Here is a 15,070-nt window from a genome sequence, read left to right on the forward strand (position 1 = left end):
ATGCGATAAGATGACACCTAAGAGAATGAAAAGGAGCGGTGAAATGAAAAGGCTACTGATATGTGGATTCATCTTTCTGATCCTATGTGCTCTTTTAATGGTGAAATGCAGCCATTCTGTTCAAGAAAAAAAAGAGCAAAAGCAACATCAAGAAGAGGTAGAAAAGTATCAAAAAGAGCGAAAAAAAGGGGATCGATACGACAGTTTTAAACAGCTTATTCGGCATGAAAGAAAAGGGTATGAAATAGAATTTCACGAAAAGGGCGGAAGTGATTTACTCGTCTTTTCTCCTCATGGAGGGGAAATTGAACCAGGAACAAGTGAAATTGTAGAAGCATTTCAACAAAGATACTCGACGTATTTGTTTGAAGGAACGAAACAAGACAACAATCGTGATTTGCATATTACAAGCACCAAGTTTGATGAACCGATATTGGTCCAAATGATTAAAACGTATCCCTTCTCCATTTCCATCCACGGCTATAAAAGTGATAAAAAGCACACGCTAGTTGGCGGGACAAACGAAAAAATGAAAAGAGCAGTTGTACGAGAGTTAAAAGATCGAGGATTTTCTGCAGAAATGGTGCAAGAAGGCGAACGGCTTTCAGGAACAGATCCTAAAAATATTAATAATCGAAATGCAAGTGGTGAAAGCGTTCAGCTAGAAATTAGTACGGCGCAGAGAGAATCTTTTTTCGACCATTTTGATACGAGAAAAGGAAAGAAAAAAGCATTCAGACGTTATATCCGTGCTTTAAAAGAAGTATTAAGAGAATTTGACCCAACTTCGTAGTAAAATCGTTTTGATGGGTAAAAGTACTCCATTTAAACTTGGTAAAAAAGATAGAAATATGCGAAATGAACATAAATCATGCAATAAATTACAATTTGCCTTAAAAACATAAATTATGTAAAATAATAGTTATCAGTTTGATATGATAGAATGGGGCTGAAGTGGATGGCACATAAAATACCATCTTCCGAAGTAGGTGTAAAGATCAATCAATGGTACACGCATATTTGCAAATTTGAAGTCGAACAAGCAAACGATATGAAGCGCCTTGTTGAAGAAGAAATTCATGAGATGGAAGAGGATCAAGATTTGCTTCTATATTATTCTCTAATGGATTTTCGCCATCAACTGATGCTTCAGCATTTAACGCCAGTCCATGCAGGGAGTGAAACACTTCAAGCCGTGTCTTTTCCGAAAGAAATGGAAGATGGAGAAGATGAGATGACAGGCTTACTTGGCTATTACTTTCATTTTTTTCATGGAATGTATGCGTTTATCCAGCGCCGATACATCGAGGCCATTTCCTATTACAAGCATGCGGAACATCAACTGATCTTAGTGACAGATGAGATTGAAAAAGCGGAATTTTACTATAAAATCGCTGAAGTATACTATCATATGAAACAAACTTATTTCTCCATGCATTATGCTAAAAAGGCGAGAGACATTTATAAGAAACATCAGCTTTATGGAAAAAGAAGCATTCAATGTGATTTTGTCATGGCAGGTAATTGTATTGATGTGAGTCAGCACCAAAAAGCGCTTCCTTACTTAGAAAAAGCGTTAAAGGTTTGTGAAGCGATGGAGCGGAAAGAGTGCACATCTTATTTTAAAGCGATGGCTCTTAATAACTTAGGAGCTTGTCATTATAGTATGGGAACGTACCATACAGCGACAGTCTTTTTTGAACAAGCCATTTCCCTTTATCAAAAAGATCAAGCATCCACGATGATCAAATCATTATTTTCACTTGCTCTTACCTGGTTTAAACTCGGAGATATCGAGCGGGCGGGTGAGGCTATACGTAAAGGAATGAACGAGGCTTGTTTATTGGAAGATGAAATTTATCAGTTGAAATTTCAATTTTTACAGGCGCTTTATATAGAAAAAGACAGCTGTGAGCAATTAAGATCGGCACTATTTGGACTGCGAAGCAAAAAAATGTTTGCTGATTTAGAGGAATTAGCACTTGATGCGGCTAATTATTATAAGGAACGCGACATGTACAAGGAATCCTCCACTTTTTTTGAGATTGTGATCGAAGCGCGTACGCACATTCAAAAAGGAGATGAGATGTATGAGAACGAAGCATAACATGTCAGCTGATCAAGTAGATGAAAGACTTCACACGTAATAACAGACAAAAACAACACCCTTTACGAATCAACGTAAAGGGCTTTTTTATTTATTCTTTGATGGCTTTTTCTGCGTCAATGGCACCTGCCCCGTAAATCATCGGGTCATCCCCAGACCACTTGCTTGTATTTTCTTTTAACAGGGTTTTGACCTCATCGGGCGTTAAATCTGGTGAATGCTCTAATAGAAGAGCACAAATACCAGCGCAAATCGGTGTTGCCATAGATGTGCCAGATAACGTCGTGTAATCATCATCGACTCTGCTTGATTTGTCGAGTTTATCTAGAAAGGATCTTGGTGATCTGAGAGAGACGATGTTTACTCCTGGTGCAAGGATATCAGGCTTTGTCTCACCATAAACAGTAGGACCTCTGCTTGAAAATGGTGCCACGATATCATCGTTTGATTCTGGTGTATTCCGGTCATCAAAAGCGCCAACCGTAATCACTTTTTGACTGACGGCAGGGCTCGCAATCGTTTGACTGTTAGGACCAGAGTTTCCGGCTGCGACGCATACTACAATGCCTTGATCCCAAGCAGCATTGACAGCACGCACCATCGGATCGTCCTGTTCGTCATCATAACGCTGAGCATCTCCGCCTAGTGACATACTCATAATATGAATCGGATCATCAGGGTGATCTTCATTGAACTGGATGCACCATTCAACCCCTTCTATAATAGTAGAAAGCGATCCAGCCCCTTGTTTATTTAACACTTTTACGCCAATTAAATGAGCTTTTGGAGCAGGTCCTTTGTACAAGCCATCTGAGGCCGCTCCGTCTCCAGCTACATCTCCAGCGCAATGAGTACCATGCCCGTTATCATCATAAGGCTTTGTTTTTTGCTTGACTAAGTCCACAAAATCGCGAATCCTTCCTTCTAAATCTTCATGCGGATAAATTCCTGTATCAATGACAGCGACCGTAATGCCTTCCCCTGTTAAGGCTGTACCGTTGCGGAAGACTTCATCCGCGTGACTGGCTTGTGTGGCCACATCCAGAAGTGCATGAACTTTCCGGTCTAAATAAATTTTACGAATATGCTCACCATTTGCTAACAGCTCCTCTAAAGCGGCCGGTGTTATGTCTGCAGCGCAGCAGTCGATATGTGAAAAGTGCCGTTTGATATTTGTTTTTCTACTTTTTTTCATGAGCTGTTTTGTGCTTTGAATCCCTGCTTCGACCGCGTCTTCCTTAAATTCAATAATTACACGAAGCTTCTTTCTCTTCTTTAATCTTCCTTCAAAGAAACGATGAAGAAAGCATGGCGTCCATTTAAAAGGTTTATAAAGGTGAAGGACGGTCTCTCTTAAAGGCTGATCTAGTTTACTAGCATGTGTCCTGACCATTTGCACCATAGAAAATCCAAACATGTGATGCCCTCCATTCTAGCTATCCATTCTTGTACACTCTTACGTTATGAGAATGAGAGCTGCTTTGTTCGGATTCTTGTCCCTTCTTTTCTTCATATTGGCGGCTTACTCATTTCTGATGAAAAAGAAAAGCGCTTACATTTTGTAAAATAATAGAAAAAGGTGGAAAACATGTAGAATCAGCCGATGATAGGTGGGAGAGTTCTTCTTAGAGAACCGGTGAAACAAACGATTTTGCAGAAAAAAAGGAGGGGTTAGACAGGGTCAATGCTCATACAAATGTGACTTGTCACAGAGGAAAAAAATCAAATCCATATAAAAACAAGCCGAATTAAAGAAAACAGACTGGATAGAACTAGGTCATTTTAAACATAACTTCGTTTGTCTGTCATACTATTCTAACTCTGTTTTCAAAGACGAGAGGCGTTTCTGTGTATATAAATGCAATTATCTTATTTTTGAGGAATCTCATGATCTAGAGTGTTATGATCAAATTTGAAGAGAAAAAGTGGAAAAAATGAAAAGAAATGATGATTCAATATAAATCATAGAAACGGCTTAGAAATCTGTTAAAGGAGAACGGGAATGAAGAAGTTTTTTGCTTTGCTTCTCCTGCTTGCGATCGGATGGGGCGTTTATTATACAATGCAAGCACAGGAACATGATGAGCCATTGTCATCAGGTGGGGAAGACGAAAGCGGTTCAAATGATATTTATCGCAATTTTAAAGAACTGGAAGAAAACGAATCAACAAGCAGCTATCAAATTACAGCCAACCCAGTGCCTGGAAGCCGTCTTCTTGTGATGTCACCCCATGGCGGGAGAATTGAAGGCGGCGTGAGTGAGATCGTCCATTTTTTCGATAATGATTTCTCTACGTATTTGTTTGAAGGTTTAAGAGAGAATGCGTCAGAACTTCATGTGACAAGTACAAACTTTGATGAGCCAGTCGGCGTCGCGCAGGCAAAAGCACACGATTATATCTTAGCAGTGCATGGATACAAAGGTGAGGAAGGCATTGACCATACGCTCGTTGGCGGAACAGATTACGACCGTGCAGAAAAAATAGTGAACTCATTAGAGCGGAACGGATTTTCTGCTGAACTGGCTGTCGCACACGCAACCCTGAGTGGAACAAGCAATCATAATATTAATAATCTTACTAAAACAGGGCAAAGTGTACAGTTAGAGATTAGTAGAAGTCAGCGTGAAGCTTTATTTGACAGTTTTGACTTTCGGCGGCGGTCGAGTACAAAAAACGAGACGTTCTACCGGTATGTCAGGGCGATTCGGACAGTGCTGGATGAGGAATATACATAAAGATGGTGCACATGTTAAGACAAGCAGCGTGAATTCTTGTTACACTATAAAAAGTGATAACAAAAGGAGAGACGAATATGGCGCGTCATCATTTTCATCTTCAGGCGAGCTGGCCTGGCCTGCGTAACGATGTGGGTACAATCTCATGCGAACAGTTAAAAACGAAGATTTCAATTCCAAAAGAAATGGACGGTCCCGGCATCGGAACAAATCCAGATGAGATGCTCTTAGGTGCAGCGGCTACGTGTTATATTATTACACTTGCCGCTATGATGGAGCGGAGCCAATTAGAAAAAGAGGATCTCACAATGAGTTCTGAGGCTGTCGTAGATGTGACAAATGGTGTGTTTACATATGAAAAAATCATTCACCGGCCTGTCATCATCCTCAAAGCCTCTGCTTCTCCGCAAGATATTGAGCTGGCCCGCAAGCTCGCGCACAAAGCCGAAAGCTCATGTATGATCTCAAGAGCTGTTCAAGGAAATGTGGACATTTCCTTAGAAGAAACCATTGAAGTCGGCGGGTAAAAACAAAAAGTCATTTTCTCTTAATGAAATGGAGAAAATGACTTTTTTTATGACGTCCATTCGGTTTGATCGATTTGTTCTTTGTTTTCTTCCTTTTGTTTTTTTGACAGGTTCAAGACAATCACGCCGCATATCACTAGTGCAAGACCGATGAAGCCTTTTATGTGAATGGTTTCGTTAAACAGCACGAGTCCGATAAGAGCAGTGAGTGCTGTTCCAACGCCAGACCATGTTGCATAAGCAGACGAAAGGTCAATCGTTTTAAGTGCCAGACTGAGGAAGGTAAAGGCACACCCAAATCCGATCAGGACCCCAATGCTCGGCAGCAGTTGCGAAAAACCTTGTGAAAGCTTCAGCATCGTACTGCCAAAAACCTCTGTCAAAATAGCCCCTGTTAAATAGAGCATTCCTTTCATGATCTCTCACATCCTTTATGACATATTTAAAAGTACGACCCCTGAGACAAGCATCGCCATCCCAATGATTGCTCTTTGGTTCAAGGTTTCTTTGAAAAAAAGCACGCCAAAAATAGCCGTGAGGACTGTACCAACCCCAGACCATGTTGCGTAAGACATGCTAAGCGGAATGATATTCAGTGTCAATGACAGCATATAAAAGGCAAGTGTATACCCAGCAACAACGACAGCGCTAGGCTTAAAGCGAGTAAAGCCATTTGAGAATTTTAACATCACGGCGCCAATGGCTTCTGAAAAAATAGCCACAGCTAGAAAAAGATATCCGAGGATCATGATTATCCCTCCTCTAATAGGTGTAAAATCCGATGAAGTAAAAGGGTTTTTTCCTCTCGGTTCAGCGGTTCAAGCTGAAACATTTCTGAAAACCATATTCCATCACATGAAAGGCGGATCAGCTGGCTCAATGCAGGGTCATTGATTTCCTCAGCTGCTTTCGCTTTGAACTCTGCATAAAAATCACGCCAAGGGTTCAATAACGCTTCATCAAATGACATGGTGGCCAGCATGCTTGTACATAACTGGGTCGTGTTTTGCATATCAAGATCATTTAATGTCGCCAAAATATATGCACGTACATAAGGAGCCTTTTCGTTTTTGTATGTTTCCTGATACGACTCAAGCTGCTGACGAAAGCAGACAATCGCGTGGTCATTCATTTTTTGGATGAGCTCTTCCTTGCTTGCAAAATGATAAAGCAGACCGGCTTTGGTCATATTTGCATGCTCTGCTACATGTTGAAGGGTAAGCTGACTTAATCCTTCTTTTAAAATCGTACGAGCAGCTGCCTCAAAAATTTGCTCTTTTTTGGTTTTAGACATAAAAAAAACACCTACTTTACTGAACGGTCGGTAAAGTAAATGTTAACCCATGAAAAACTAGTGTGTCAATCGATTCATTTTTATGAAAGGTTGTTTTCACTTAAAAGGCATGTTTAATAATAAGGGTATGGTCCATATGGCGGGTACGGCGGATAAGGGTACCCATAGCCATAGCCTGGCGCAAGCAGAGACCCAGCCAGCAGACCTCCAGCAAAACCACCTAAAAATGGAGGTCCGAAGAATCCGGGTCTACCAAACCCGAATCCAGGTCTCCCAAACCCAAAACCCGGGCGTCCAAATCCAAAACCAAAAGGTCTTCTCATGTCTTCTTGCATAAATGGCGGTGCATCAAAATAATTCATAAAAAAAGGCTCCTCTCACATAAAATCACTGTAACTGACATCAGTGTATTCGATTGGCCTATATGTGTTTGGATGAACGCCTATGATAAGGAGGAATGTTAAAAATGGGCCTGTATCCATCTGATTGGGCAAAATGCCCGCCGCATGCTCATGCCTATAAAGCACGAACGGATGTAACAGAAGAGCATTATCATTTAATAGAAGGTATTTCTCAGCCTGTCAATGGGAGCAATACCGATCAGCATACTCATTACTATCGCGGGGTCACCTCTTTTGAGAGAGGGCATTTCCACAGATACTACGGCGTCACAGGGCCTGCGATACCGAGATTAGATGGTACCCACTATCACGAGATTGAGGAAGTTACGTTTTCAGCCTATAACGATTCTGTCCCCATTCCGTACGGAGGAGTCGTCTATAGTCCGGACGAAGAGCGGCCGACGCATACGCACCGCTTAAAAGGAAAAACATATGAAGTGGTCGGAAATGAACCACTCGGCTGGTGATGGGCATTATATAGGAGAGAAAGAGAAGTTATGCTATACTGTAGGCAGTTTGTAAAAGAGAGTGATGTTATGAAAAAAACGAAACAACCAGTGATTGTATTAGTAGGACCGACGGCTGTCGGCAAAACAAAACTGAGCATTCATATAGCCAAAGCATTTAATGGAGAAATTATCAGTGGTGATTCTATGCAGATTTATAAAGGAATGGACATTGGAACAGCTAAAATCACCCCTGAAGAAATGGATGGTGTCCCGCACCACTTAATTGATATTAAAGAGCCGGACGAATCCTTTTCTACAGCTGAATTTCAGCAGCTGGTCCGTATGAAAATCAAAGAGATTGCCGCTAGAGGGAAAACACCCATGATCGTCGGCGGAACAGGTTTGTATATCCAATCTGTTTTATATGATTACACATTTACCGATGAGAAAAGTGACCCTGCTTTTAGAGAAGAAATGGCGCTGTTTGAACAGCAGCATGGCTCCCTTCAGCTGCACGAAAAGCTAAAGGCAGTAGACCCTGATGCTGCAAAAGCCATTCATCCGAATAATATCCGCCGCGTGATCCGGGCGCTGGAAGTGATCCATACAACAGGTCAGAAAATGTCGGAGATGCAAAATGGTCATCAAGAAGTTCCTCTTTATGATACAGCCTTCATTGGGCTCAAAATGGATCGAGAGCTTTTGTACGAGCGCATTCACCAAAGAATTGATATGATGATAGATGAAGGCTTAATTGAGGAAGTGAGCGCACTTTATCAATCTGGCTTGAAGGATTGTCAATCGGTTCAAGCGATTGGTTATAAAGAGTTGTATGCGTATTTTCAAGGTGACTGCTCACTTGATGAAGCTATCCAGCAATTAAAGCAAAATTCCCGTAGATATGCGAAGCGTCAGTTCACATGGTTCCGTAATAAAATGGATGTCACTTGGTTCGACATGACACCGCCTTGCCACTTTTCAGACAAAAAAGAGGAAATTTTCGCATATATAGCAGGAAAGCTTGGACTTAAAGCGAAACTGTAGTTATCAGAATCAAGGAGGACGAAACATGAAACCGATTAATATTCAGGACCAATTTTTGAATCAAATTCGTAAAGACAATACATTTGTTACAGTATTCTTACTGAATGGCTTTCAGCTTCGCGGTCAAGTGAAAGGCTTTGACAATTTCACGGTGCTGCTTGAAACAGAAGGGAAGCAGCAGCTTATTTATAAACACGCCATTTCTACATTTGCACCTCAAAAGAATGTAAATCTAGAATTAGAATAGGATATGTTCGACCTAATAGCCCCATGCATCTGCGAATAAACCGGCCGGAACCCGCTACGTTTTTTGTCAGTGCAGAGGGGCTATTTTGCATGCCATGAAACCTTTCTGCCTATTCTGCGTATAATCCCTTATTGGATATGAAGAAAGGTGAGGGAAGCGATATGGAAAATGCAGAGCTTGAATTAAGAAGGATTAGAGTGATCCTTCTATTGATTGGGATTGTTGTCTTATTTGGATCATGCGCCATTTCAAACATTGAATCAAGACAGGAAAGCTGGCATAACTATTCTAATCAAGATGATCATGGACATATAGATGGCCTATTACAATCAGCTGTTGCACTAAAAAATAATCACTTTGCTGTTGTGAAAGATGATGAAGTACATGTGTACCGGTTTGATGAAAAAGAGGGAGAACTGACCCTTATTAAAACAAAATACATAGATGAGTGGGACGAAGATGATGATGATGATGACGATTCTGTAGAAGAGTAAGCACGTAAATTTACAAATGAATGTGAAGTCGCTACACTATAATCATGCATCAGACATCTAGACAGAAAAGGATGAGTTCATGACACACAAAATTAAAATTAATCATTGGGAACAAACTTGTGAAGACGACTCCTGTTTTGAATATGGAACAAGCGTTTCTGTAAATGGGAAAGAATTAGTCAGAGAAGCTTCAATCGTCTCTGCGCTTGAAGCGGTGCTAAAAGAATTAGGTGTTGAAGTGGAAATTACAGAAGTGTCAGAAGATTTACAGTGCGATGCCTACAAAAAATAAAACAAAAAGTCTAGTCTACTAAGCGATTTTTTTTCGTGTTATGATAGATTTCGGTTTCAGTTGAATAGAGAGTAGAGCAGTCTATTTTTAGATCCTGTTCTGCTCTATTTATTTGAACGTACGAGTTCGGCTATGAATGTTCGGCCGGGTTGGTTGATTTTTTTCGTTTCGAACATCTATATGTTGTGTTTTGAAAAAACATAGTATACTATATATAGTGAATAACGAAATGATCAACAATACTAAAAACTAGGTCGTGATGGAATTGATTCAAATCGTATTTGATTCAAAAACAGGAAATGTTCAACGCTTTTTGGACAAGACCCCTTTTACAGACAAACGAAAATTGACTGGAGAAGAGTTTTTGGATACGCCGTTTATTCTCGTCACCTTTACGACAGGATTTGGACAAGTCCCTAGTACTACTCAATCCTTTTTAGAGAAAAATGCTCACCTTTTACTAGGTGTAGCGGTGAGTGGAAACAAAGTATGGGGAGATAATTTTGCCAAAAGCGCCGATACGATTTCTAAACAATATCAAGTTCCTATTTTGCACACCTTTGAACTAAGCGGAACAAAAAGGGATGTTGAATTGTTTACACAGGAGGTAGAAAGAATTGTCACAAAATCAGGTTCCAAAGTGGATACAATTAAATAACGAGATTATGATTCAAAAAGAAGGAAAGTTTCAGTTCGATAAGGACAAAGAAGCTGTACATAGTTATTTCGTAGATTATATTAATCAAAACACAGTCTTCTTTCACAACTTAGAAGAGAAGATTGATTACTTAATAGAAAACGACTACTATGAGGAAGAATTTTTAAGACAATACAGCATGGCAGATATTAAAGAGGTATTCGAAGCTGCATATGCGAAGAAATTTAGATTCCCATCATTCATGAGTGCGTTTAAGTTTTACAACGACTATGCACTGAAAACAAATGATAAAAAGAAAATCCTTGAACGCTATGAAGACCGCATTTCAGTTGTAGCGCTTTTCTTTGCGGGCGGAGATAAAGAAAAAGCCCTTGAGTTTGTAGAACTGATGATCAATCAGGAATACCAGCCAAGTACACCAACATTCTTAAACGCTGGACGTAAAAGACGCGGTGAGCTTGTGAGCTGCTTCTTGCTTGAAGTGAATGACTCATTAAACGATATTTCAAGAGCGATTGATATTTCAATGCAGCTTTCAAAATTAGGCGGCGGCGTCAGCTTGAACTTGTCAAAGCTTCGTGCAAAAGGCGAAGCAATTAAAGATGTTGAAAACGCGACAAAAGGTGTCGTCGGCGTGATGAAGCTTCTTGATAATGCATTCAGATATGCAGATCAAATGGGACAAAGACAAGGATCAGGTAGTGCCTACCTTAATATTTTCCACAGAGATATTAATGATTTCTTAGATACAAAAAAAATCTCTGCAGATGAAGATGTGCGTGTGAAAACATTGTCCATCGGTGTCGTCATCCCGGATAAATTTATTGAGCTTGCCAGAGAAGATAAAACAGCTTACACCTTCTATCCGCACACAGTCTATAAAGAATATGGACAGCATCTTGATGAGATGGACATGGAAGAAATGTATGATGAGCTTGTAGAAAACCCGAAAATCAAAAAAGAAAAAGTCAATCCGAGAAAGCTTCTTGAAAAATTGGCTGTTCTTCGCTCAGAATCTGGCTATCCATATATCATGTTCCAAGATAATGTGAATAGAGAGCATGCATTAAACCATATTTCACGAGTGAAATTCTCAAACCTTTGCTCAGAAGTGCTTCAAGCTTCAGAGGTCTCTTCTTACGCGGACTATGATCAAGAAGATGAAATTGGTCTTGATATTTCTTGTAACCTTGGTTCATTAAATATCATGAATGTCATGAAAAACAAATCGATCGAAAAAACGGTCAAACTAGCAACAGACTCACTCACGCTTGTATCTGAAACAACAGATATTCGCAATGCACCGGCTGTTCGAAAAGCGAACAAAGCGATGAAATCAATCGGACTTGGTGCGATGAACCTTCACGGGTATTTGGCTCAAAACCAAATGGCCTATGAAAGTGAAGAAGCAAGAGATTTCGCGAATACGTTCTTTATGATGGTGAACTACTATTCAATTAAACGTTCAAGTGAGCTTGCAAAAGAAAAAGGAGAAACATTCCATCGTTATGAAGGCTCTGGCTACGCAACGGGCGAGTACTTCAATAAATACGTGGAGAATGATTTCACACCAAAAACAGAAAAAGCAGCAGCATTATTTGAAGGCATGCACATTCCAACAAAAGAAGACTGGGCAGCACTCAAAGACTTTGTAGCGGAAAATGGCATGTACCATAGCTACCGCTTATGTATTGCACCAACAGGTTCCATTTCTTATGTGCAATCGGCAACAGCCTCTGTTATGCCAATTATGGAACGTATCGAAGAAAGAACATACGGCAACAGCAAAACGTATTACCCAATGCCAGGTCTTTCAGCGCAAAACTGGTTCTTCTATAAAGAAGCGTACGATATGGATATGTTTAAAGTGGTCGATATGATCGCAACGATTCAGCAGCACGTCGATCAAGGAATCAGCTTTACACTATTCCTGAAAGATACGATGACAACGCGTGACCTAAACCGCATCGATCTGTATGCACACCATAAAGGCATTAAGACACTTTATTATGCAAGAACGAAGGATACAGGGCAGGAAGGCTGTCTTTCTTGTGTTGTTTGATTAAAGGAGAGTTTAACGTGACAAAAATTTATGATGCAGCCAACTGGTCAAAACACGAAGATGATTTTACACAAATGTTTTACAACCAAAATGTGAAGCAGTTCTGGCTTCCTGAAGAGATTTCCTTAAACGGGGACCTCTTAACATGGAAATATCTAGGTGAAAAAGAGCGAGATACGTACATGAAGGTACTTGCTGGATTGACTTTACTTGATACAGAACAAGGAAATACAGGGATGCCGATTGTGGCTGAACATGTAGAAGGCCATCAGCGTAAAGCAGTATTAAACTTTATGGCGATGATGGAAAATGCGGTACATGCGAAATCATACTCAAATATCTTCATGACACTCGCACCAACTGAAACGATCAGTGAAGTGTTTGAATGGGTCAAAAAGAATAAATTCTTGCAAAAGAAAGCAGATATGATTGTCAGTTTATACCGTTCGATTCAAAAGGACGATCCGATTTCCCTCTTTAAAGCAATGGTTGCTTCTGTTTATTTAGAAAGCTTCCTATTTTACAGTGGTTTTTACTACCCGCTTTATTTCTATGGACAAGGAAAGCTCATGCAAAGTGGTGAAATCATCAACTTGATTTTGCGTGATGAAGCGATTCACGGTGTATATGTTGGATTATTAGCACAAGAAATTTACAACAAACAAACACCTGACGTGCAAAAAGAGCTATATGATTTCTCGATTGACCTCTTGAACGAGCTTTATGAAAATGAACTTCATTACACGGAAGATATATATGACCAAGTCAATTTATCGCATGATGTGAAAAAGTTCATTCGTTACAATGCCAATAAAGCGTTAATGAACCTTGGATTTGCCCCTTACTTTGAAGAAGAAGAGATCAATCCAATTGTATTGAACGGACTCAATACAAAAACAAAATCGCATGACTTCTTCTCAATGAAAGGGAACGGCTACAAAAAAGCAACGGTTGAGCCGTTAAAAGATGACGACTTCTTCTTTGGAGATGAATCATAAGTAAGGCGTAAAAGTCAAAACGCATCACTCGTTTTGGCTTTTTGCCATTTCATATAATGCGTTACATACTGGAGGTTACCGAACATGGGAAAAATGGATGAAATCATACTAGTTGCACCGCGCACACGCGTATTCCAAAACGAAACGCTTGCGTTTAATGGTGTGAATAGTGAAGAGAAAACAATCAACACCATTATGAAAGAAATCGAAGAGCACTTCAAGCAGATGCGCAGAGGCGATGCGGAAGAAAATCCTGACTTCAAGCAGCCGATTCCTTATGTCGTGATTAAGCGTGAGGACGAAGTGTATGTATATGAAAGGCTTCAAGGCGGGGGAGAGACTCGATTGCATCATAAGTTATCTCTTGGCTTTGGTGGTCACATGAATTTCATCGAAGGCAAAAACTTTGCTGAAATTCTAAAAGAAAATACGGATCGTGAACTAGACGAGGAACTTTCTATTCAAGAAGAAGACAAACTTGAGATGAAAACCCTTGGTTTAATTAATGATGATGACAACAGTGTCGGCCGTGTGCACATTGGACTGTTATCGGCGCTTGAATTATCTCCAGGCGCTCATGTAGAAGTGAAAGAAACAGATCAAATCTCAGGAAAATGGATGAAAGCATCCGATTTGAAAAAGCCTGAATACTTCGATCGACTTGAAACGTGGTCTCAATTTGTCGTGAACATTTTAGCATAAAGGAATCAATCATAAACCGGCTCAGCAGCAGACTTGAGCCGGTTTATTTCGTTATAACAAGCTTCAGTTATTGGAAAACGAATGCGTCATGACCGGCCTGTTTCAATCTTGCGACGAGGTCATCCGCATTTTGCTTTGTACGAAAAGCCCCGGCTTGCACTCGGAACATGCCGCCCTCTAATACAACGAAGGCGTCAAAGCCTTTGGATTTCAGCGTGGCTGCTAATTCATCTGCATTGGCTTTCACCTTGAAAGCTCCAGCCTGAACTTTATAAAGATTACTAGCTTTTTTTTTCAGCTGAAAGGCTTTCTCTAATCCAGTGGCATGAGCGCGAGCGATGCCTTGAAGGAAGGTTGCGTTGCGGAGCTTATTTGCATCAGCTGTCGTATCGATGAAACCATTCTCTGTTAAAATAGCGGGCATAGAAGTTTCTCGAAGAACGTGGAAGTTCGCTGTTTTCTTGCCGCGGTTGGCAAAATCCACCGAGCGAACAATTTCATCATGAAGGGCATTGCGATACGTGGTGGTTGGTGCTGAAACGCCAGGATACACATAGCTTTCAAAACCTGTGCCCCCGCCTGCATTAATATGAATAGACACGAAATAGTCAGCTCCCCAGCTGTTTGCCGCATTTGTACGCTGGGCCAAAGTAACGGATTGATCAATAGAACGACTTAAGCGGACGGAAACGTCATCATAATCACTAATCAACATATCTCTCAATAAAATCGCGATTTGCAGTGTGATATTTTTCTCCAAAAGTCCATTAGCAGCAGCTCCAGAATCTGTTCCTCCATGGCCAGGATCAATAAAAATTTTCACCATCTATTCATCACCTCGTCTTTATTTTATGAGAAAATAGAAAAATTGCCTGTACAAAATGCGGAAATCATTGAGACTCTTTTCTGCACAATTTGTGATGAGAAAGCTACATTTTTCTAAGAAAAAACAAATTGTTGGTTTGTCCGCCTAAATGGGATGAATACAATGGAAATAGCACATCATTTCCTGGGAAACCGCAGAAATCCCTACAATATTCGGAATCTCGGGTCATTTT

At 40.4% G+C, this 15,070-nt stretch carries 19 protein-coding genes; 13 read left to right on the forward strand and 6 right to left on the reverse strand.

Annotated features, from left to right (window positions below; genetic code table 11):
* Positions 1 to 43 precede the first annotated feature (43 nt).
* Both MHB83_RS13320 and MHB83_RS13325 read left to right on the forward strand, forming a co-directional pair.
* Positions 44 to 793, forward strand: coding sequence for a poly-gamma-glutamate hydrolase family protein (locus tag MHB83_RS13320; protein ID WP_253622592.1), 750 nt, complete (start codon positions 44 to 46; stop codon positions 791 to 793).
* Positions 794 to 958: 165 nt separating this feature from the next.
* Complete coding sequence (locus MHB83_RS13325; RefSeq protein WP_003211287.1) at positions 959 to 2,107, forward strand: Rap family tetratricopeptide repeat protein; 1,149 nt, start codon at positions 959 to 961, stop codon at positions 2,105 to 2,107.
* 91 nt (positions 2,108 to 2,198) lie between these two features.
* Here the strand turns inward: MHB83_RS13325 and MHB83_RS13330 are convergent, their stop codons facing one another.
* On the reverse strand, positions 2,199 to 3,524 hold the full coding sequence (locus MHB83_RS13330; RefSeq protein WP_050944956.1) for a S8 family peptidase: 1,326 nt from the start codon (positions 3,522 to 3,524) through the stop codon (positions 2,199 to 2,201).
* Positions 3,525 to 4,109: 585 nt separating this feature from the next.
* Here MHB83_RS13330 and MHB83_RS13335 point away from each other — a divergent pair.
* The gene (locus MHB83_RS13335; RefSeq protein ID WP_003211920.1) at positions 4,110 to 4,844 is read left to right on the forward strand and encodes a poly-gamma-glutamate hydrolase family protein; all 735 of its coding nucleotides are present in this window, start codon (positions 4,110 to 4,112) and stop codon (positions 4,842 to 4,844) included.
* Positions 4,845 to 4,921: 77 nt separating this feature from the next.
* Positions 4,922 to 5,371, forward strand: coding sequence for an OsmC family protein (locus MHB83_RS13340; protein ID WP_342496389.1), 450 nt, complete (start codon positions 4,922 to 4,924; stop codon positions 5,369 to 5,371).
* A 47-nt stretch (positions 5,372 to 5,418) separates the two neighbouring features.
* Here the strand turns inward: MHB83_RS13340 and MHB83_RS13345 are convergent, their stop codons facing one another.
* From MHB83_RS13345 to MHB83_RS13360, 4 genes are all read right to left on the reverse strand, one after another.
* On the reverse strand, positions 5,419 to 5,787 hold the full coding sequence (locus MHB83_RS13345) for a multidrug efflux SMR transporter (protein ID WP_034662159.1): 369 nt from the start codon (positions 5,785 to 5,787) through the stop codon (positions 5,419 to 5,421).
* Between the two features lie 15 nt (positions 5,788 to 5,802).
* Positions 5,803 to 6,120: a multidrug efflux SMR transporter gene (locus MHB83_RS13350; RefSeq protein ID WP_003211368.1), complete on the reverse strand. Its 318-nt coding sequence runs from the start codon at positions 6,118 to 6,120 to the stop codon at positions 5,803 to 5,805.
* 2 nt (positions 6,121 to 6,122) lie between these two features.
* Positions 6,123 to 6,665: a TetR/AcrR family transcriptional regulator gene (locus MHB83_RS13355; RefSeq protein WP_342496390.1), complete on the reverse strand. Its 543-nt coding sequence runs from the start codon at positions 6,663 to 6,665 to the stop codon at positions 6,123 to 6,125.
* 113 nt (positions 6,666 to 6,778) lie between these two features.
* A complete protein-coding gene (locus tag MHB83_RS13360) occupies positions 6,779 to 7,027 on the reverse strand; it encodes a spore coat protein (protein WP_251190513.1) in 249 nt (82 codons plus the stop codon).
* A gap of 104 nt (positions 7,028 to 7,131) precedes the next feature.
* Here MHB83_RS13360 and MHB83_RS13365 point away from each other — a divergent pair, with 104 nt between their 5' ends.
* From MHB83_RS13365 to MHB83_RS13405, 9 genes are all read left to right on the forward strand, one after another.
* Positions 7,132 to 7,533, forward strand: coding sequence for a YmaF family protein (locus tag MHB83_RS13365; RefSeq protein ID WP_003211728.1), 402 nt, complete (start codon positions 7,132 to 7,134; stop codon positions 7,531 to 7,533).
* A 69-nt stretch (positions 7,534 to 7,602) separates the two neighbouring features.
* Positions 7,603 to 8,559: a tRNA (adenosine(37)-N6)-dimethylallyltransferase MiaA gene (miaA, locus tag MHB83_RS13370; protein ID WP_342496391.1), complete on the forward strand. Its 957-nt coding sequence runs from the start codon at positions 7,603 to 7,605 to the stop codon at positions 8,557 to 8,559.
* 25 nt (positions 8,560 to 8,584) lie between these two features.
* The gene (gene hfq / locus MHB83_RS13375) at positions 8,585 to 8,806 is read left to right on the forward strand and encodes an RNA chaperone Hfq (RefSeq protein WP_003211269.1); all 222 of its coding nucleotides are present in this window, start codon (positions 8,585 to 8,587) and stop codon (positions 8,804 to 8,806) included.
* Positions 8,807 to 8,967: 161 nt separating this feature from the next.
* Positions 8,968 to 9,300: a YmzC family protein gene (locus tag MHB83_RS13380; protein ID WP_137054605.1), complete on the forward strand. Its 333-nt coding sequence runs from the start codon at positions 8,968 to 8,970 to the stop codon at positions 9,298 to 9,300.
* A gap of 79 nt (positions 9,301 to 9,379) precedes the next feature.
* On the forward strand, positions 9,380 to 9,592 hold the full coding sequence (locus tag MHB83_RS13385; protein WP_003212415.1) for a hypothetical protein: 213 nt from the start codon (positions 9,380 to 9,382) through the stop codon (positions 9,590 to 9,592).
* Between the two features lie 265 nt (positions 9,593 to 9,857).
* Positions 9,858 to 10,250 (forward strand): class Ib ribonucleoside-diphosphate reductase assembly flavoprotein NrdI, encoded by a 393-nt coding sequence (nrdI, locus tag MHB83_RS13390; RefSeq protein ID WP_008360380.1) that lies wholly within the window; start codon positions 9,858 to 9,860, stop codon positions 10,248 to 10,250.
* On the forward strand, positions 10,210 to 12,312 hold the full coding sequence (nrdE, locus tag MHB83_RS13395) for a class 1b ribonucleoside-diphosphate reductase subunit alpha (protein WP_003212060.1): 2,103 nt from the start codon (positions 10,210 to 10,212) through the stop codon (positions 12,310 to 12,312). The genes nrdI and nrdE overlap by 41 nt, the downstream gene beginning before the upstream one ends.
* 17 nt (positions 12,313 to 12,329) lie before the next feature.
* Positions 12,330 to 13,310 (forward strand): class 1b ribonucleoside-diphosphate reductase subunit beta, encoded by a 981-nt coding sequence (gene nrdF / locus MHB83_RS13400; protein ID WP_003212452.1) that lies wholly within the window; start codon positions 12,330 to 12,332, stop codon positions 13,308 to 13,310.
* A gap of 84 nt (positions 13,311 to 13,394) precedes the next feature.
* Positions 13,395 to 14,012 carry a hypothetical protein gene (locus tag MHB83_RS13405; RefSeq protein WP_050944943.1) on the forward strand — a complete coding sequence of 206 codons (618 nt, stop codon included), beginning with the start codon at positions 13,395 to 13,397 and terminating at the stop codon, positions 14,010 to 14,012.
* Positions 14,013 to 14,079: 67 nt separating this feature from the next.
* Here MHB83_RS13405 and MHB83_RS13410 read toward each other — a convergent pair whose 3' ends face one another.
* Positions 14,080 to 14,838: an N-acetylmuramoyl-L-alanine amidase gene (locus MHB83_RS13410; protein WP_050944941.1), complete on the reverse strand. Its 759-nt coding sequence runs from the start codon at positions 14,836 to 14,838 to the stop codon at positions 14,080 to 14,082.
* Positions 14,839 to 15,070: the final 232 nt, after the last annotated feature.

The sequence above is a fragment of the Bacillus sp. FSL K6-3149 genome (assembly GCF_038630515.1).
GTDB lineage: Bacteria > Bacillota > Bacilli > Bacillales > Bacillaceae > Bacillus > Bacillus pumilus.